This window comes from Streptomyces sp. RB17 (assembly GCF_009604455.1).
GTDB lineage: Bacteria > Actinomycetota > Actinomycetes > Streptomycetales > Streptomycetaceae > Streptomyces.
On the sequence record NZ_WEGL01000002.1, the window covers coordinates 185,807 to 203,610 of the forward strand.

14 protein-coding genes and 3 pseudogenes are annotated in these 17,804 nt (G+C 72.0%); 10 read left to right on the top strand and 7 right to left on the bottom strand.

Going from position 1 to position 17,804, the window contains the following annotated elements; translation table 11 throughout:
- The first annotated feature begins 4 nt into the window (after positions 1–4).
- The 3 genes from ispG to SRB17_RS07810 are packed head-to-tail and all read left to right on the top strand — an operon-like array spanning position 5 to position 4,452.
- Positions 5–1,132, top strand: coding sequence for a flavodoxin-dependent (E)-4-hydroxy-3-methylbut-2-enyl-diphosphate synthase (gene ispG / locus SRB17_RS07800; protein WP_153536204.1), 1,128 nt, complete (start codon positions 5–7; stop codon positions 1,130–1,132).
- Between the two features lie 39 nt (positions 1,133–1,171).
- A complete protein-coding gene (gene dxs / locus SRB17_RS07805; protein ID WP_323375161.1) occupies positions 1,172–3,070 on the top strand; it encodes a 1-deoxy-D-xylulose-5-phosphate synthase in 1,899 nt (632 codons plus the stop codon).
- Positions 3,067–4,452 carry an aspartate aminotransferase family protein gene (locus SRB17_RS07810; protein WP_153536206.1) on the top strand — a complete coding sequence of 462 codons (1,386 nt, stop codon included), beginning with the start codon at positions 3,067–3,069 and terminating at the stop codon, positions 4,450–4,452. Before dxs ends, SRB17_RS07810 begins: the two co-directional genes overlap by 4 nt.
- Positions 4,453–4,459: 7 nt before the next feature.
- Here SRB17_RS07810 and SRB17_RS07815 read toward each other — a convergent pair whose 3' ends face one another.
- Positions 4,460–4,756, bottom strand: coding sequence for a hypothetical protein (locus SRB17_RS07815; protein ID WP_153536208.1), 297 nt, complete (start codon positions 4,754–4,756; stop codon positions 4,460–4,462).
- 125 nt (positions 4,757–4,881) lie between these two features.
- Here SRB17_RS07815 and SRB17_RS07820 point away from each other — a divergent pair, with 125 nt between their 5' ends.
- On the top strand, positions 4,882–5,505 hold the full coding sequence (locus SRB17_RS07820; protein WP_153536210.1) for a helix-turn-helix domain-containing protein: 624 nt from the start codon (positions 4,882–4,884) through the stop codon (positions 5,503–5,505).
- The gene (locus SRB17_RS07825; protein ID WP_153536212.1) at positions 5,502–5,624 is read left to right on the top strand and encodes a DUF6126 family protein; all 123 of its coding nucleotides are present in this window, start codon (positions 5,502–5,504) and stop codon (positions 5,622–5,624) included. The genes SRB17_RS07820 and SRB17_RS07825 overlap by 4 nt, the downstream gene beginning before the upstream one ends.
- Positions 5,625–5,646: 22 nt before the next feature.
- On the opposite strand, the gene SRB17_RS07830 is transcribed toward SRB17_RS07825, so the two are convergent.
- Complete coding sequence (locus SRB17_RS07830) at positions 5,647–6,444, bottom strand: tyrosine-protein phosphatase (protein WP_323375162.1); 798 nt, start codon at positions 6,442–6,444, stop codon at positions 5,647–5,649.
- Positions 6,445–6,618: 174 nt separating this feature from the next.
- On the opposite strand from SRB17_RS07830, the gene SRB17_RS07835 reads away from it, so the two are divergent.
- Together SRB17_RS07835 and SRB17_RS07840 are read left to right on the top strand one after the other, a co-directional pair.
- The gene (locus SRB17_RS07835; RefSeq protein WP_323375401.1) at positions 6,619–8,691 is read left to right on the top strand and encodes an alpha-galactosidase; all 2,073 of its coding nucleotides are present in this window, start codon (positions 6,619–6,621) and stop codon (positions 8,689–8,691) included.
- 153 nt (positions 8,692–8,844) lie between these two features.
- A complete protein-coding gene (locus SRB17_RS07840) occupies positions 8,845–9,630 on the top strand; it encodes an SGNH/GDSL hydrolase family protein (RefSeq protein WP_323375403.1) in 786 nt (261 codons plus the stop codon).
- A gap of 373 nt (positions 9,631–10,003) precedes the next feature.
- Here the strand turns inward: SRB17_RS07840 and SRB17_RS07845 are convergent, their stop codons facing one another.
- Positions 10,004–10,618: a TetR/AcrR family transcriptional regulator gene (locus SRB17_RS07845; RefSeq protein WP_323375163.1), complete on the bottom strand. Its 615-nt coding sequence runs from the start codon at positions 10,616–10,618 to the stop codon at positions 10,004–10,006.
- 368 nt (positions 10,619–10,986) lie between these two features.
- Here SRB17_RS07845 and SRB17_RS47510 point away from each other — a divergent pair.
- Positions 10,987–11,328: pseudogene (locus SRB17_RS47510) on the top strand (amino acid permease); the annotation flags it as partial.
- A gap of 67 nt (positions 11,329–11,395) precedes the next feature.
- Positions 11,396–11,671 (top strand): annotated as a pseudogene (locus SRB17_RS47515) (amino acid permease); the annotation flags it as partial.
- A 198-nt stretch (positions 11,672–11,869) separates the two neighbouring features.
- Here the strand turns inward: SRB17_RS47515 and SRB17_RS47965 are convergent.
- The 4 genes and pseudogenes from SRB17_RS47965 to SRB17_RS07870 form a co-directional block, all read right to left on the bottom strand.
- Positions 11,870–12,118 (bottom strand): annotated as a pseudogene (locus SRB17_RS47965) (CoA-binding protein); the annotation flags it as partial.
- A gap of 82 nt (positions 12,119–12,200) precedes the next feature.
- Positions 12,201–13,385, bottom strand: coding sequence for a glutamate dehydrogenase (locus SRB17_RS07860; protein ID WP_153536218.1), 1,185 nt, complete (start codon positions 13,383–13,385; stop codon positions 12,201–12,203).
- Positions 13,382–15,100: a thiamine pyrophosphate-binding protein gene (locus SRB17_RS07865; protein ID WP_153536220.1), complete on the bottom strand. Its 1,719-nt coding sequence runs from the start codon at positions 15,098–15,100 to the stop codon at positions 13,382–13,384. Before SRB17_RS07865 ends, SRB17_RS07860 begins: the two co-directional genes overlap by 4 nt.
- Complete coding sequence (locus SRB17_RS07870) at positions 15,100–16,257, bottom strand: acyl-CoA dehydrogenase family protein (protein ID WP_153536222.1); 1,158 nt, start codon at positions 16,255–16,257, stop codon at positions 15,100–15,102. Before SRB17_RS07870 ends, SRB17_RS07865 begins: the two co-directional genes overlap by 1 nt.
- 233 nt (positions 16,258–16,490) lie before the next feature.
- Between SRB17_RS07870 and SRB17_RS07875 the strand changes: the two genes are divergently transcribed.
- Positions 16,491–17,657 (top strand): MBL fold metallo-hydrolase, encoded by a 1,167-nt coding sequence (locus SRB17_RS07875; RefSeq protein WP_323375164.1) that lies wholly within the window; start codon positions 16,491–16,493, stop codon positions 17,655–17,657.
- The last annotated feature ends 147 nt before the right edge of the window (positions 17,658–17,804 follow it).

The window sequence follows — 17,804 nt, forward strand, 5'->3', positions numbered from 1 at the left end:
CGCGATGACCGCCGTCCCCTTGGGGGTTCCCGAGGTACCGGCCCGGCCGGTCGCACCGCGGAGGCGGTCGCGGCAGATCCACGTCGGGCCGGTGGCGGTCGGGGGCGGAGCCCCGGTGTCGGTGCAGTCGATGACGACGACCCGTACGTCGGACATCGGCGCCACCCTGCAGCAGATCGCGGAACTCACCGCGTCCGGCTGCCAGATCGTCCGCGTCGCCTGCCCCACGCAGGACGACGCGGACGCCCTCGCCACCATCGCCCGCAAGTCGCAGATCCCGGTGATCGCGGACATCCACTTCCAGCCGAAGTACGTCTTCGCGGCCATCGAGGCCGGCTGCGCGGCGGTTCGCGTCAACCCGGGCAACATCAAGAAGTTCGACGACCAGGTGAAGGAGATCGCGCGCGCCGCCAAGGACCACGGCACGCCGATCCGGATCGGCGTCAACGCCGGCTCCCTCGACAGACGGCTGCTGCAGAAGTACGGCAGGGCAACCCCGGAGGCGCTGGTGGAGAGCGCGCTGTGGGAGGCCTCGCTCTTCGAGGAGCACGACTTCCGGGACATCAAGATCTCGGTGAAGCACAACGACCCGGTCGTGATGATCGAGGCCTACCGGCAGCTCGCCGAACAGTGCGACTACCCCCTGCACCTGGGGGTCACCGAGGCCGGTCCGGCGTTCCAGGGCACGATCAAGTCGGCCGTGGCCTTCGGGGCGCTGCTCAGCCGGGGCATCGGCGACACGATCCGGGTGTCGCTGAGCGCTCCGCCCGTCGAGGAGGTCAAGGTCGGCATCCAGATCCTCCAGTCGCTGGGGCTCAGGCAGCGGCGCCTGGAGATCGTCTCCTGTCCGTCCTGCGGCCGGGCCCAGGTGGATGTCTACAAGCTCGCGGAGGAGGTCACGGCGGGCCTCGACGGCATGGAAGTGCCGCTCAGGGTCGCGGTGATGGGGTGCGTGGTGAACGGTCCCGGCGAGGCCCGTGAGGCCGACCTCGGAGTTGCCTCGGGCAACGGAAAGGGGCAGATCTTCGTCAAGGGCGAGGTCATCAAGACCGTCCCCGAGTCGAAGATCGTGGAGACCCTGATCGAGGAGGCCATGAAGCTCGCCGAGCGGACGAGCCCCGCAGACGAATGAGTTGAGCACAGCACGGCACGGACCGAGAGGGGGCCCAGCGTGACCATTCTGGAGACGATCCGGACACCACGCGACGTGAAGGCGCTGTCCGAGGCGGAACTCGCTGAACTGTCCCAAGAAATACGTGAGTTCCTGGTGCATGCGGTATCGAGGACCGGTGGTCACCTCGGGCCCAATCTGGGGGTGGTGGAACTGTCCATCGCGCTCCACCGGGTCTTCGAGTCACCGGTCGACCGCATCCTGTGGGACACCGGCCATCAGTCCTACGTCCACAAGTTGCTGACCGGTCGTCAGGATTTTTCCAAGCTGCGCGGCAAGGGCGGGCTGTCCGGCTACCCCTCGCGCGAGGAGTCCGAGCACGACGTCATCGAGAACAGCCACGCCTCCACCGCGCTCGGCTGGGCCGACGGCCTCGCCAAGGCCAACCAGGTGCAGGGGGAGAAGGGCCATGTGGTCGCCGTCATCGGCGACGGCGCGCTGACCGGCGGCATGGCCTGGGAGGCGCTGAACAACATCGCGGCCGCCAAGGACCGGCCGCTGATCATCGTCGTCAACGACAACGAACGCTCCTACGCCCCGACCATCGGCGGCCTCGCCAACCACCTGGCCACCCTGCGCACCACCGACAGCTACGAGAAAGTCCTGGCCTGGGGCAAGGACGTGCTGCTGCGCACCCCGATCGTCGGGAACACGATCTACGAGTCCCTGCACGGCGCGAAGAAGGGCTTCAAGGACGCGTTCGCCCCGCAGGGCATGTTCGAGGACCTGGGGCTGAAGTACCTGGGCCCGATCGACGGCCACGACATCAAGGCCGTCGAGTCGGCGCTGCGCCGGGCGAAACGGTTCCACGGCCCGGTCCTGGTCCACTGCCTCACCGAGAAGGGCCGCGGCTACGAGCCCGCCCTCGCCCACGAGGAGGACCACTTCCACACGGTCGGCGTGATGGACCCGCTGACCTGCGAGCCGCTCGCGCCGTCCAACGGACCCTCCTGGACCTCGGTGTTCGGCGACGAGATCGTGAAGATCGGCGAGGAACGGGACGACGTCGTCGCCATCACCGCGGCCATGTTGCACCCGGTCGGCCTCGGCAGGTTCGCCGAGCGCTTCCCCGACCGGGTGTGGGACGTGGGCATCGCCGAGCAGCACGCCGCGGTGTCGGCGGCCGGCCTCGCCACCGGCGGGCTGCACCCCGTCGTCGCCGTCTACGCCACCTTCCTCAACCGCGCCTTCGACCAGCTGCTGATGGACGTCGCCCTGCACCGCTGCGGTGTCACCTTCGTCCTCGACCGGGCCGGCGTCACCGGAGTCGACGGGGCCTCCCACAACGGCATGTGGGACATGTCGGTCCTCCAGGTCGTCCCGGGCCTCAGGATCGCCGCCCCGCGCGACGCCGGTCAGCTGCGCGCGCAGCTGCGCGAGGCCGTCGCCGTGGACGACGCGCCGACCCTGGTCCGCTTCCCGAAGGAGTCGGTCGGCCCGGACATCCCGGCCCTCGACCGCGTCGGCGGCATGGACGTGCTGCACCGCGCCGAACGCCCCGAGGTGCTGCTGGTGGCCGTCGGCGTGATGGCGCCGGTGTGCCTGCAGGCGGCCGACCTGCTGCAGGCGCGCGGCATCAACTGCACGGTGGTGGACCCCCGTTGGGTCAAGCCCGTCGACCCCTCGCTGCCGGGCCTCGCCGCCGAGCACCGGCTGGTGGCCGTGGTGGAGGACAACAGCCGCTCGGCGGGCGTCGGTTCGGCCGTGGCGCTGGCCCTCGGCGACGCCGACGTGGACGTTCCGGTGCGGCGGTTCGGCATCCCGGAGCAGTTCCTCGCGCACGCCAAGCGCGGTGAGGTGCTGGCCGACATCGGTCTCACGCCCGTCGAGATCGCCGGGCGGATCAGTGGGAGCCTGGCCGTCAAGGACGCGAGCGGCACAGCCAAGGAGAGTGAATGAGCACGGAGTTCGACCTCGGCGCGCTGCTCGCCGAGCGGGGAGCCGAACGCTACGAGCTGCACACCGAGTACCTCAATCCGCAGCTCCCGCGCATGCTGCACACCATCGGCTTCGACAAGGTCTACGAGCGGGCCGAGGGCGCCCACTTCTACGACGCCGACGGCAACGACCACCTGGACATGCTCGCCGGGTTCGGGGTGATGGGCCTCGGCCGCCACCACCCGGTCGTCCGCAAGGCCCTGCACGACGTGCTCGACCTGGACCTCGCCGACCTCACCCGGTTCGACTGCCAGCCGCTGCCCGGTCTGCTCGCCGAGCGGCTCCTCACCCACAGCCCGCACCTGGACCGGGTGTTCTTCGGCAACAGCGGCACGGAGGCCGTCGAGACGGCCCTGAAGTTCGCCCGGTACGCCACCGGCAAGCCCAGGATCCTCTACTGCGACCACGCCTTCCACGGCCTGACCACCGGCTCCCTGTCGGTCAACGGCGAGAGCGGCTTCCGCGACGGCTTCGCCCCGCTGCTGCCCGACACCGCCGTACCGCTCGGCGATCTCGACACCCTGGCACGGGAGTTGATGAAGGGCGACGTGGCCGCCCTGATCGTGGAGCCGATCCAGGGCAAGGGGGTGCACGAGGCCCCGCCCGGCTATCTGCGCGCCGCGCAGGAGCTGCTGCACAAGCACAAGGCGCTGCTCATCGCCGACGAGGTGCAGACCGGTCTCGGCCGCACCGGCGACTTCTACGCCTACCAGCACGAGGACGGCGTCGAACCCGACCTGGTGTGCGTGGCCAAGGCGCTGTCCGGCGGGTACGTGCCGGTCGGCGCCACCCTCGGCAAGGACTGGATCTTCAAGAAGGTCTACTCGTCCATGGACCGTGTCCTGGTCCATTCGGCGAGCTTCGGATCCAACGCCCAGGCGATGGCGTGCGGACTCGCGGTACTGTCGGTGATGGAGAACGAGCAGATCGTCGCGGGCGTACGCAAGACGGGCGAGCTGCTGAAGTCCCGGCTGACCGCGCTGATCGACACCTACGAGCTGCTCGCCGACGTCCGCGGCCGGGGCCTGATGATCGGCATCGAGTTCGGCAGGCCCTCCTCGCTGAAGCTGCGCAGCCGCTGGGCCATGCTCCAGGCCGCGCGCAAGGGCCTGTTCGCCCAGATGGTCGTCGTACCGCTGCTGCAGCGGCACCGGATCCTCACCCAGGTCTCCGGCGACCACCTGGAGGTGATCAAGCTGATCCCGCCGCTGATCATCGACGAGGCGGACGTCGAGCGGTTCGTGGCCGCCTTCACGGCGGTGATGGACGACGCGCACAGCGGCGGCGGCCTGATGTGGGACTTCGGCAAGACCCTGATCAAGCAGGCGGTGGCGGGCCGCTGACCGGTTGCTATACGCCCAATACGCCCAGCAGCAGGAAGCCCACGGAGAGATCGGCGAGCCCGATCACTCCGAGCACGATGCCGACGACCGAGGTCCACAGCCGGCCGATGCCCCGGCCGGCGTAGTAGACGCCCATGGCGCCGAAGGTGACGGCGAGCCCGCCGGCGAGGAGCGACCAGGGCAGCAGCGTGAAGGTGAGCGTGGGCCACACGCCCGCCCCGGACACGACCCCCAGGGCGAGCGCGAGGGGTCCGAGGGCGGCGGCGGGCGTGCCGGTGTCGCGGGATTGAGGGCGTGCAGGCATCCGGTCCCCCATTTTCGAACGCGTTCGACTTTGGGGGAGATTAGCAGGGGGAATCCGGCGACGAGCGCTTTTGCCTCATAGGCAAGAAAATTGCCGATGAGGCAAACGTCGGGCTGAATGGAGGCATGAACGCCTCAGACGCCGGGCCGCCGGCGCGTCCGGGCGACGACCTGCCCGCCGTCGCACCGCAGCTGCGCGCACTGCGCCGCCGCGCCGGCCTCACCCTGGAGGCGGCGGCCCGCGAGGCCGGGCTCTCACCGGCCCATCTGTCCCGGCTGGAGACGGGACAGCGGCAGCCGTCGCTGCCGATGCTGCTGGCCCTCGCCCGCATCTACGGTACGACCGTCTCCGACCTGCTCGGCGAGACGGTCGCCGACCGGGACGCGATCGTGCGGTCCAGGGACATGGAGCCGACCCGGGCGGGCGGCTGGACCTACTTCCAGGCGGGGGCGCCGGGCCGCGGCATGCAGGCCCTGCGCGTGCGCGTGCCGTACGGCTCACAGGGCGACATCGTGCGCGTCCACCCCGGCGAGGAGTGGCTCTACGTCCTCCGGGGCCGGCTGCGGCTGCGCCTCGGTGACACCGTGCACCTGCTCCCGCCCGGCGACAGCGCGCACTTCGACTCGCTCACCCCGCACCGCCTCGCCGCCGAGGACCACGACGGCGTCGAGCTGCTGTTCGTCCACACCTTGCTGCAGAGCCCCACGGCCACGCTGTGCCTGGGCCCGCTGACCGGAGAGCTGCCATGAGCAACTTCGAGACGAAGTTTCCCCGTTCCCTGTGGATCCGGCTGATCATCTACATCGCCGCCGGCCACGTCCTGGCTGCTTTTCTCTTCCTGCTGTTCGCGTTGGGAGCGAAGAACTGACGGACGGCTCGACGCACGTCGGTCAGTCCAGCAGGCGCTCGCGCAGCACGTCGCGGGACGCCCGGTCGATGCCGAGGCCCCGTTCCAGGTAGGTGTCCACCCCGCCCCAGATCTCCTCGATGGTCTGGAACGACGCGTGGAGGTACTCGGCGCGGGCGTCGAAGAGCGGGCTGAGCAGCTCCATGATCTCCGGCGTGTACGCGGTGTCCGTGCTGCCGCTGCGGCGGACCTTGTAGCGCCGGTGCTTGGCGTTGGACTCCAGGTAGTCGGCGACGATCGCCTCGCGCTCCACACCGAGTGCGAGGAGTGTCACCGCTATGGAGATACCCGCGCGGTCCTTGCCCGCCGCGCAGTGCATCAGGGCGGGCACGCTGTCCTCGACGAGGGCGCGCAGCACCCGGGAGTGCTCTGCGGTGCGCTCCGTGACGATCGACCGGTACGAGGCGATCATCCGGGCCGCCCCCTTGCCGTCGTCCAGGATGCCACGCAGCTGCTCGAGATCGCCGTCGCGGACCATCTTCCAGAACTCGGCGCCGTCCGCCGGGTCGCTCAGCGGCAGGTTCACGTTCCGCACGCCGGGCAGCGCGACGTCCGGGCCCTCCAGCTTCTGGTCGGCCGCGTTGCGGAAGTCGAAGATCGTGTGCAGGCCCAGGGAGGCGAGGAAGGCCGCGTCCTCGTCCGTCGCGTGCGCCAGATGCCCGCTGCGGAACAGCACGCCGTGACGCACCCGCCGTCCGTCCGTGGTGGGCAGACCGCCCACGTCACGGAAATTGCGCACGCCGGCCAGCTCCGGCTCGGTCGACGGGACCTGCTGCGTCACGGGGGCTCCTCCCGGTTCGGGCCCCGCCGCCGTGTCTCGCCGGCGGGCGCTCCGTCGACCATACGACATCGGTTTCCTCGGGCAAGGAGTTGTCCACAGGCATTGTCACCAGGGGCTCCGCAGACTGATGATGTTGGCACTTGAGCGGATCTGTTGACACCTGTGAGGTCTTACGTGGTGGACATCGCCGAAGACGGTCGTACCTGGCTCCTCTCGGGGCCCACCAGTAGCTATGCCCTGCATCTCACCGACGCGGACGAGCTGCTCCATCTGCACTGGGGGCCACGCATCGCGCTCGCGGACGCGGAGGCCCTGGCCAAGGACCCGCTGCCCGGCTACTGGCCCTTCGAGTCCCCGCTCGACGGCCGCGAGGAGTACCCCGTCGAGGGCGGCCCCCGCTTCGTCCGCCCGGCCCTGTCCGTGCGCACCGAGGAGCGGCGCGGCACGGAGTGGCGTTTCGTGTCGTACGGCAGCGAGGGTGACGGGCTGCGCCTGCGCTTCGACGACGACGGCCTCGCCGTCACCCTCCACTACCGGATGCGCGGAGACGTCGTCGAGCGCTGGGTCACCGTGGCGAACGGCACGCACGCGCGCGTGGAGCTGCTCCGCGCCGACGCGGCCACCTGGACCCTGCCCGACCGCGACGGCTGGCGGCTGTCCCAGCTGCACGGCCGCTGGGCCGCCGAGTCCCTCCTCACCACCGCCCAGCTCACCTACGGCGAGAAGGTCATCGGCAGCCGCCGCGGCCACACCGGCCACCAGCACCTGCCCTGGGTGGCACTCGACACCGACGCCGGCGAGGAGAACGGTGAGGTGTACGGCTGCGCACTCGGCTGGTCCGGCTCCTGGCGCATCGCGGTCGCCCAACTCCCGGACGCGCGCGTGCAGATCACGGGCGGCGCCGGCTACGACGACTCGGGCCTGCTGCTCCTTCAGCCGGGGGAGTCGTACACCACACCCGTCTTCGCGGGCCTGTGGAGCGACGGCGGCTTCGGCGGCGCGAGCCGCAGCTGGCACGCCTACCAGCGTGCGTACGTCATCCCGGACGCCGGGCGGGACCGCCCGGTGCTCTTCAACTCCTGGGAGGCGACGACCTTCGACATCTCCCAGGAGCAGCAGCTCGCGCTCGCCCGCCGGGCCGCCGGAATCGGCGTGGAGCTGTTCGTCGTGGACGACGGCTGGTTCGGTGCCCGCACCAGCGACCGCGCGGGCCTCGGCGACTGGACCCCCAACCCCGACCGCTTCCCGCACGGCCTGAAGCCGCTCGCCGACCAGGTGCACGGCCTCGGCATGCAGTTCGGCATCTGGGTCGAGCCCGAGATGGTCAACCCGGACAGCGACCTGTACCGCGCCCACCCCGACTGGGTGCAGTACCAACCGGGACGGAAGCGGACGGAACTGCGCAACCAGCTCGTCCTCAACCTCGCCCGCGAGGACGTCCAGGAGTACCTCTGGGAGCAGTTGGACACCCTGCTCTCCAGCGCGCCGATCGACTATGTGAAGTGGGACTTCAACCGCTGCTTCACCGACGCCGGCTGGCCCGGCGAGCCGTACCCGCAGCGCCTGTGGGTGGACCATGTCCGCGCCTTCTACGCCCTGCTGGACCGGCTGCGCGCGGCCCACCCGGGGGTCGCCTTCGAGTCCTGCTCGGGCGGCGGCGGCCGGATCGACCTCGGTGTCATGAGCCGTACCGACCAGGTGTGGACCTCCGACAACACCGACCCGCTCGACCGGCTCGCCATCCAGCACGGCTTCAGTCAGATCCACCCCGCCCGGGTCATGGCAGCCTGGGTCACCGACAGCCCGAACACCCAGCTCAACGGCCGGGCCAGCTCGCTGCGGTTCCGGTTCGTCAGCGCCATGGCGGGTGTCCTCGGGGTCGGCGGCGACCTCACCGAGTGGACCGACCAGGAGCTGGCCGAGGCCCGGCAGTGGGTCGAGCTCTACAAGGAGATCCGCCCGGTCGTCCAGCAGGGCGAGCTGTACCGGCTGAGGCCCCCGGCCGGTGGTCTGAGCGCCGTCCAGTACGTGCTGGGGGAGGAGACGGTGGTCCTCGCCTGGCTCCAGGCGCAGAGCTACGGCGAGCCGGTGCCGGCGCTGCGGCTGCGCGGACTCGACCCCACGGCGTCGTACGAATGCCGCGAAACGGGTGAAGTGCACCGGGGTGCGGTTCTGCTGCACCACGGGCTGCGCACCGGACTCAAGGGCGACCTGGATGCCACGGTCCTCCGGCTGCGCCGCATCTGAGCTTTCTGCCACCAGCCTTATTCCTGGTTGGCAAATTATTTAAGAGTGTCACATCTCACCGTTCGTCAACCCCTCCTTACGGTCGCGTAGGTCACATGCGAAGGTGAATCATGGTCCGACGTGGCAGACGATTCGAAGAATGACAACAGATCAGTGATCGGGTCGTACGTGGCGGTGGGGGACAGCTTCACCGAGGGCGTCGGCGACCCGGGGCCCGACGGGGCGTTCGTGGGCTGGGCCGACCGGTTCGCGGTGCTGCTCGCCGACCGGCAGCCCGAGGGCGACTTCAGGTACACCAACCTCGCGGTTCGCGGGAAGCTGCTCGACCAGATCGTGCAGGATCAGCTGCCGAAGGCCGTCGAACTGGCCCCGGACCTGGTCTCCTTCTGCGCGGGCGGCAACGACATCATCCGGCCCGGCACCGACCCGGACGAGGTGGCCGAGCGCTTCGAACGGGCCGTGGCCCGGCTGACCGAGGCGGCCGGCACGGTCATGGTGACGACCGGCTTCGACACCCGTGGCGTCCCCCTGCTCAAGCATCTGCGGGGCAAGATCGCCACGTACAACGGGCATGTCCGTGCCATCGCCGACCGGTACGGATGCCCGGTGCTCGACCTGTGGTCCCTGAAGTCCGTGCAGGACCGCAGGGCCTGGGACAGCGACCGGCTCCACCTGTCGCCCGAGGGGCACACGCGCGTGGCGCTGCGCGCCGGTCAGGTCCTCGGTCTGGAGGTCCCGGCCGACCCGGAGCAGCCATGGCCGCCGCAGCCGCCCCGGGGCACCCTGGAGATCCGCCGCGACGACGTCCACTGGGCCCGCGAGTACCTCGTCCCGTGGATCGGCCGCAGACTGCGCGGCGAGTCCTCCGGCGACCATGTGACGGCGAAGGGGACCCTGTCCCCGGACGACATCAAGATGCGCATCGCCTCGGTGGCCTGACCCGCACCGGCATGCCCCGCACCGGGTGGCTTTCGGTGCGGGGCGCGGTCGTGCGTGGCTGTGTTCTCCGACTGTGTGTGGCTGTGTGCTCGGGCGCGGTGGGCTGCAGGTGGGGCAGGGGGCCGGGGGGCAGCGTGCCGCCCGGAGGCGACCCGGGAAGCGCCCACCACGCCGGCGCCCTGCCCCGAGGCGCGGCCTAGGCCCTGTCGTCAAACTCCCTCCTGCCCCGCGACGCCATGCACGCACTCTCGCCGCACCGGACCCAGGTCCAAGTACATCCAGTACGAGGGCCAGGGTCCGGCACGCCGAGAGCACGCACCTGACGCCGCAGGGCCCGCCCTTCGGGCGGACGGCTGGAGTTTGACGACAGGGCCTAGCGCTCTGTCAACGCGTCCCGCTCCAGCCCCAGTTCCCGTGCGAGCGCGTCGTCGACCCACTCCTGCGCGCGTGTCCGCGGCACCGCTCCCGGGTACGACGTCAGCTGCACGGCGAGCCCGTCCAGCAGCGCGGTCAGCCGCAGTGCCGTGCCGGCCGGGTCGGCGCAGGCGAACTCGCCCGCCGCCACGCCCTCGGCGATGACCTCGGTGATCGCCGCCTTCCACTGCCTGTCCAGGTCCCGGGTGACCTCGCGCAGGGCCGGCTCGCGCAGGGACACGGCCCAGCCCTCGATCCACAGCCGCCAGCCCTTGGCCTGCCCGGTCGGCGCGTACCAGCGCACCGCCGCCCGCAGCCGGCGCAGCGCGGACGTCCGCCGGCCCAGCAGCCTGCGCAGATGCGCCAGATCGTCCTCGGCCGCGTAGGCGAACGCGGCGGCGACCAGCTTCTCCTTCGTCGAGAAGTGGTACAGCACCAGCGCGTTGCTCACCCCGAGCGCGGCCGCCACGTCGGCGATCCTGACCGCCGCCACGCCCCGCGCCTCGATCTGCCCGATGGCGGCCCGCAGCAGCTCCTCCTGCCGCTCGGCCACGCTCAACCGCACTCTCGCCACGCGGTCACCCTACACAGCCGCCCGGACATGCGCCGACGACCTCATGACACCCCTGTGCGGCCGGGGCCACAGTACCGCACTACTGACTGCTCGTTCAGTCAGTAAGTTCGGACCGCAGGCGGTCCGCCGGCACCGCCCGGCCACCGTGCCGTCGCCACCCCCCGCCGTCCCAGGAGTCCGCCCGCGCCCGTAGGAGCCCGCCCGTGACCCACGCCCCGACCACCTCCGCGCACCCGCAAGGCTCCGACACACCCGATCTCTCCGCCGGCTGGGGCGAGCAGCGCACCCGGCTCCGCAAGGATCTGCGCCGGCTCGACGTGCTGTTCTTCCTCATCTGCACGCTCGTCGGCCTGGACACCATCGGCTCGGTGGCCGCCCAGGGCCCCCAGGGCCTGACCTGGATGGCGATCCTCGCGCTCGCGTTCTTCCTGCCGTACGGACTGCTCGTCGCCGAACTCGGCGCCGCCTTCCCGGTGCAGGGCGGCCCGTACGTGTGGACCCGGCTGGCCTTCGGCCGACTCACCGCCGGCGTCAACCAGTTGCTGCACCGGATCTCCAACCCGGTCCGGGTGGGCGGCGGTCTGTGCATCATCGCCCTGACGACCTGGGAGGAGTTCTTCACCCCGCTGCCCGGCGGCTGGAAGTACGTCGCCGGGTTCGTGTTCATCTGGGGCGGAGCGCTGGCGGTCGTCCAGTCCGTGCGGATCGGGAAACGGGTGCCGATCGCCGGTGCCGTCGCCCGGGTCGTGCTGCTCGGCTTCTTCCTTGTCGGTCGTCGTGTACGCCGTCCGCAACGGCGTCCACGCCCTGCCCGCCGGCGGGTTCACCCCGACGTACGCCGGCTTCGTCGCCCTCGTCCCCGTCCTGATCTTCAACTACGTCGGCTTCGAACTGCCCAGCTCCGCCGCCGAGGAGATGCGCAACCCGCGCCGGGACATCCCGCTGTCCATCCTCCGCTCCGGCCTCGCCGCGCTCGTGCTCTACGGCGGCCCGATCCTCGGCATCCTGTTCGTCCTGCCGAGTGAACGCATCGGCAGCCTGGGCGGGTTCACCGACGCCTGCACGGCAGTCTTCACGGTCTACGGCGGCTCCATCGCGGCGGACGGCACGGTCACCCTCACCGGCTTCCAGCCCCACCGCGCCCGTCGGGAACTCACCCCAGCTGAGCCGCAGTTCGCTGCCCGTGTCGACCAGGCCCATGCAGTTGGGCCCGAGCAACCGGGCGCCCCGGGCGGTCACCCCGCGGGCCGGCGCGCGCTCCTCGGCCGGGTCCCCGCCGGAGGCGATGACGGTGAAGTGGCGAGCGCCGGCCGCCAGGCCCTCGGTCACCACGGGCCGTACGTGCGCGGGAGGCACGGCCACCATGACGTGCTCGCACGCCGGCCCGGTCAGCCCGGCCCGGAACGGCACACCGTCCAGGCTGCCGCCCCGCCGGTTCACCAGGTGCACCTCCCGCCGCCCCGCCCCGCCAGCGCCCCCTTGGCCCGCCAGTAGCCCCACTTCCCGGGCTGCGCGGAGGCACCGACGACGGCGACCGAGGCGGGGGCGAACAGCGTGTCCGGGGCAGCCTCGGCGGGGCCCGTCACCGGTACCATCCGAAGCGGTCCGCGATCACCGGCAGCCGGTCGGTCACCAGGGCGTGGGCGGCCGCGCGCGGGGTCGTACCGTCGGCGTCCGCGCGCGCCAGCACCAGGCCGATCAGCGCGCGCATCCGGCCCCGGATGTAGCCGAAGGCCTCCTCGGCATCCGCGCCGATGTCGCCGAACAGGGTCCACCACCACCAGGCGTTCGTACCGGAGTTGACCACCACGTCCGGCAGCACGGTGACCCCGCGCCCGGCCAGCAGCTCCTCCGCCTCCGGCAGCACGGGCATGTTGGCGGCCTCCACGATCCAGCGGGCGCGGATCCGGTCGTGGTTGGTCGTGTCGATCGCGTACGACACAGCCGCCGGCACGAGCACCTCCACGTCCGCGGACAGCCAGGCGTCGCCGGTCAGTTCGCGGTCGCCGGGGCCCAGCACACGACGGTCGACGGTGCCGTAACCGTCCCGCGCGGCCAGCAGGGCCTCGACGTCCAGCCCCGCGGGATTGGCGATCGTTCCCTTGATGTCGGCGACCGCCACCACCGTCAGTCCTGCGCGCGAGAGGAACCGCGCGGTGGCCCCGCCCATCGTGCCGAGCCCCTGCACCGCCACCCGGGTGCCCGGATACGGCACGCCCGCCCGGTCCAGCGCCGCGAGCACCGACTCGGCGACCCCGCAGCCGCCGACCAGTTCGTCCAGGCCGATGCCGTCCACCTCGACCGCGAAGGCGTCCGCGAGCCGCCGACGGGCCGCCGCCTCGTCGTCCAGCAGCGGGTACACGGCCTGGATGGAGGAGACCAGGCCCGCCTCGGCCGCCGCGCGGTCGACCAGGTCCTGGCTGAGGCCGAGGTCCTCTCCGGTGGTCCAGAAACGCTCGATGTACGGTCGCATGGCGCGCAGGTAGCGCACCAGCAGCCCGTAGGCCGCCGGATCCTGGGGATCGCAGTCGATGCCGCCCTTGGCGCCGCCGAGGGGGACGTAACGGGCCTCGGGGTCGTAGTGCAGGGCTTCCTTCATGGTCATGCCGCGGGCGAGCCCCGCCACCTCCTCCAGCATGCAGCCCGGGCGCATCCGCAGCCCGCCGCTGGCCACGCCGCGCACCAGCCGGTCCACGACCAGGAAGCCCTGGCGGCCGGTCACGTGATCGGTCCAGACGAGCGACATCAGGGGAGCGGGGGCGGTCATGGGGTCTCCTCGGGGACGGTGATCAGGGTGGGGCCGGGCCGGTCCAGGGCCTCGGTGAGGGCGCGCGCCAGTGCGGCCGGGTCGCATGCGCGCGTGCCGTGTCCTCCGTACGCGCGGGCCAGGGCGGGCAGGTCGACCGGCGCGAGGTCCACCGCGGTCGGCACGTCGCCGCGTGCCCGCATCTCGTCCCTGGTCTCGCCGTAGCCGCCGTCGTCGAACACCACTATGGGCAAGGGGAGTCGGAGCTGTGCGGCGCTCGCCAGTTCCTGCACGGTGAACTGCAGCCCGCCGTCCCCGCTCAGCGCGAGCACCTGCCGGTGCGGCGCGGCGACCTCGGCACGGATCGCGGCGGGCAGCGCGTAGCCGAGGGTGCCGAAGCCGGTGGGGTGCAGATAGCGGCCCTCGGGACCGACGGGGAAGTGGGGGAGGGCGCCGTAGTAGCAGCACTGGGCGCTGTCGGAGGTGACGACGGCATCGGCGGCCGGCACCTCGCGGATCGCCCGCAGATACGGGATCCAGCGGGCGTCCCGCGCGGCGGTCTCGGCGTCCCGCGCGGCGGTCTCGGCGTCCCGCGCGGCGCGCAGGGCGGCCACGTCGTCGGCCACGCGCGTGTGCGCGTTTCCGGAGAGCCCGGCCACGCGCGTGCATGCGTTTCCGGCGAACTCGGGTACGCGCGCGTGCCCGTCGTCCGGCAGGTCCGTCAGCGGGGCCTCCAGGGTGAGCCGCGCGTCCGCCACGAGCGGTACGTCCACCACGGCGCCCGCGTACATCTGGTCCGGGTCGAGGTCGACGCGTACGAGCGTGCCGTCCAGCGGTGGCGGGACGGTCCAGAAGTCGGACTCGGACAGTTCCGTGCCGACGGCGAGCACGACGTCCCGCGTGGCGAGCCACTTCTGCACGGCGGGGCTGTGCAGGGACACCCCGGGGGACAGCGGATGGGTCTCAGCGACCGTGCCCTTGCCGGCCGCCGTGGTCACGACCGGTGCCCCCAGGAGCTCCGCGAGGGCGTGGCGGCACTGCGCCCGAGCGCCGACGGCTGCGCCGCCGAGCACCAGCGCGGGGCGGCGGGCCCCGCAGAGGACCGTGACGGCCCGTCGTACGGCCTCCGGGGCGGGCGTGGGCCGTGCGGTGCTGGAGGCGCGCCGGACGGGCCCGGGCGCCTGTGCGGCCGCCAGCCGGTCCAGCGGCACCTCGATGTGCGCGGGGCGCGGGCGCCGGGTGCGGAACAGGGTGAACGCCCGGGCCACGGCCGCGTCGATCTCCGCGACCGACGAGGCCCGGTGACTGAACGCGGCGATCCCGCGCAGGGCGTCGGTCTGGCTGCGCATCTCGTGCAGCGCGCCGGTGGCCGGCCGGGGATGGCCGAGGGGCATGCCGGGCGAGACGACCAGCAGCGGCACGCTGTCCGCGTAGGCCTCGCCGACGGCCGCCGCCGCATTGAGCAGGGCGGGCCCGGTCGTGGTGAGCACCACACCGGGCCGGCCAGTCACGCGCGCGTACCCGTCGGCGGCGTACCCGGCACCCTGTTCATGGCGGGGCGTCACATGAGCGATGCCGTAGGCCGGAAGATGCCGGTAGATCTCCAGGTTGTGGGTGCCCGGGATGCCGAAGACCTGCGTCACGCCGTGCGCCCGCAGGGCCCGTACCAGGGCCTGGCCGCCCGTCAGGAGGCCGTCGTCGGCCCCCCGGGACACCGGTTCCGCGACAGTGCCCATCACAGGCTCCGCGCGCTGACGAGCCGCATGATGTCGGAGGTGCCCTCCTCGATCTCCTCCAGCTTGGCGTCCCGCATCCACTGCTCCACCGGGAACTCCCGCGAGTAGCCCCAGCCGCCGAGCGTCTGCACGGCCGCCCAGGTGCAGAACGCGGCCGTCTCCGACGCCGTCAGCTTGGCCATCGCGGCCTCGGCGCTGGCCTCCAGACCGGCGTCCAGACGGCGGGCCGCCCGCCAGGTCATCAGCCGGGCCTGTTCCACGCGCGTGCGCATGTCGGCGAGGCGGAAGGCGACCGCCTGGTGCTCGATGACCGGCTTGCCGAACTGCCGTCGCTCACGGGCGTAGTCGCGCGCGTACTCGTACGCCGCCCGGGCCACTCCGGTCGCCGCCGCTCCCAGGACCGTACGGGAGATGTCGAAGGTCCGCATCAGCCCGGCGAAGCCCTCGCCCTCCGCGCCGAGCCGGTGCTCCTCGGGCACGAACGCGTCCTCGAAGAAGATCTCCCGGCAGACGATCGCCCGCTGCCCCATCTTGCGCATCGGCTCGCCGAAGGTCATGCCCTCCGTGCCCTTGCGCAGCAGGAACGCGCTGACCCCGCGCGAGCGCCGGGTCGGGTCGGTCTTGGCGAAGACGACGTAGTGCTCGGCCTCGCCCGCGTTCGAGATCCACGCCTTCTGGCCGCGCAGCCGGTAGCCGCCGGCCGTGCGGTGCGCGGCGGTGACGATCGACGCGGCGTCGGAGCCGGCGCCCGGCTCGGTCGTCGCCAGGGCCGTCATCGGGGTGTCCGGGCCGGAGAGGGGCGTCAGCCACTCCCGCTTCTGCTCCTTGGTGCCGAGTTCCAGGACCGGGTCGGCGAAGAAGCCGTTGGAGCACAGCAGGTTGCCGATGCCCAGGTCGCCCACGCACAGCTCCTCCTGGACCAGGCACTGGGTGAGGACGTCGGTGAAGCCGCCCACGCCGTACTCCTCCGGCAGCATGAACCCGGTGATGCCGACCTCGGCGGCCTTGCGCCACAGGTCCCAGGGTGTCTCCACGTCGGCCTCGTCCACGGCACGCGCGCGTGGCCGTATCTCCTCGCGGGCGAAGGCACGCGCGAGATCGACGACGTCGCGCTGTTCGGGGCGGAGCGGGACCAACTCGGTGGGGAGGTCGGACATGGTGCCTCCAAGGCGGCCGCGGACGGTGGTCGGCGAAGGGCGCCGGGCAGAGCTCCACTCCATGCTCTACTGAATCGTGAGTCAGTATCCGGAGCCGGTCCGCGCCCTGTCAACGTGCTGAACGGAGGTTCAGTAGCCTGCCCCCGGGCCCCGGAGAGGTGCCCCCGGCCGGGCCGGGCTGTCGGAGGGGCCGACCATAATGGGGAGCCTCACCCACCACACCGGGAGGTACCGTGACCGGACTGCGTGACTCGAGCTCCGGGCTCCGCGCCCTGCGGCCCGCCGCCTTCGGCGCGGAACCGGGCGGAGAGCGCCTGGCACGCATCCGCCGCTCCCCCCACTTCAAGGACGGCGTCTTCCAGAACCCGGGCGGCACCGCGCGTACCCGTCCCTCCGGCTCCACGCTGGACCTCGCGAAGGTGTTCCTCGACAAGGAGACCCGGCCCCTGCGTGCCCCCAAGGGCGCCGTCCCGGTGCATCCCACCACCTTCGCCGACCTGGCCAAGCCGCCCGCCACCGGGCTGCGGCTGACCTGGATGGGCCACTCCAGCGTGCTCGCGGAGATCGACGGCCACCGGGTCCTGTTCGACCCCGTCTGGGGCGAGCGCTGCTCCCCGTTCCCCTTCGCCGGGCCCAAGCGGCTGCACCCCGTGCCGCTGCCGCTGGCCGCGCTCGGCGAGGTCGACGTGGTCGTCATCTCGCACGACCACTACGACCACCTGGACCTGCCCACCATCAAGGCGCTGGCCGGCACGGACACCCTGTTCGCCGTGCCGCTCGGCGTCGGCGCCCACCTCGAGCACTGGGGCGTCTCCCCGGACCGCCTGCGCGAGCTGGACTGGCACGAGTCGACCCGGGTCGGCGGACTCACCCTCACCGCCACGCCGGCCCGTCACTTCTGTGGCCGCGCCCTGCGCAACACCCAGCACACCCTCTGGGCCTCCTGGGCCGTCGCCGGCGAGGAGCACCGCATCTTCCACAGCGGTGACACGGGCTACTTCGAGGGCTTCACGGACATCGGCGCCGACCACGGCCCGTTCGACGCCACGATGATCCAGATCGGCGCGTACAGCGAGTTCTGGCCCGACATCCACATGACCCCGGAGGAGGGCCTGCGCGCGCATATCGACCTGCAGGGCGGAGTGCCGCACGGCGCGCTGCTGCCGATCCACTGGGGCACCTTCAACCTGGCCCCGCACCCCTGGGCCGAGCCCGGCGAGTGGACGAAGGAGGCCGCCGAGGAGGCCGGCCAGGCGGTGGCCCTGCCCCGCCCGGGCGAGCCCTTCGAGCCGGCGGGCAAGCTCCCGGCGGAGGCGTGGTGGCGCGGCGTGTCGGGGGAGATCCGGCGCACCTGGCGCTCGGTCGGCGCGTTCGTGGCGGAGCCGCCCACCCGGAGGTGACGCCGCCGGGGCGCCGGGCGCCCCTGGGGCGTTGCCGTGTCACCCCGTATGCCTGCGCGACCCACCCAAGGCCAAAGCGGATACTCCCCGTAACGGACTGCCGGGTGATCCGCGAGTGGGCCAGGCCAACGGACGTACGGAATGTCC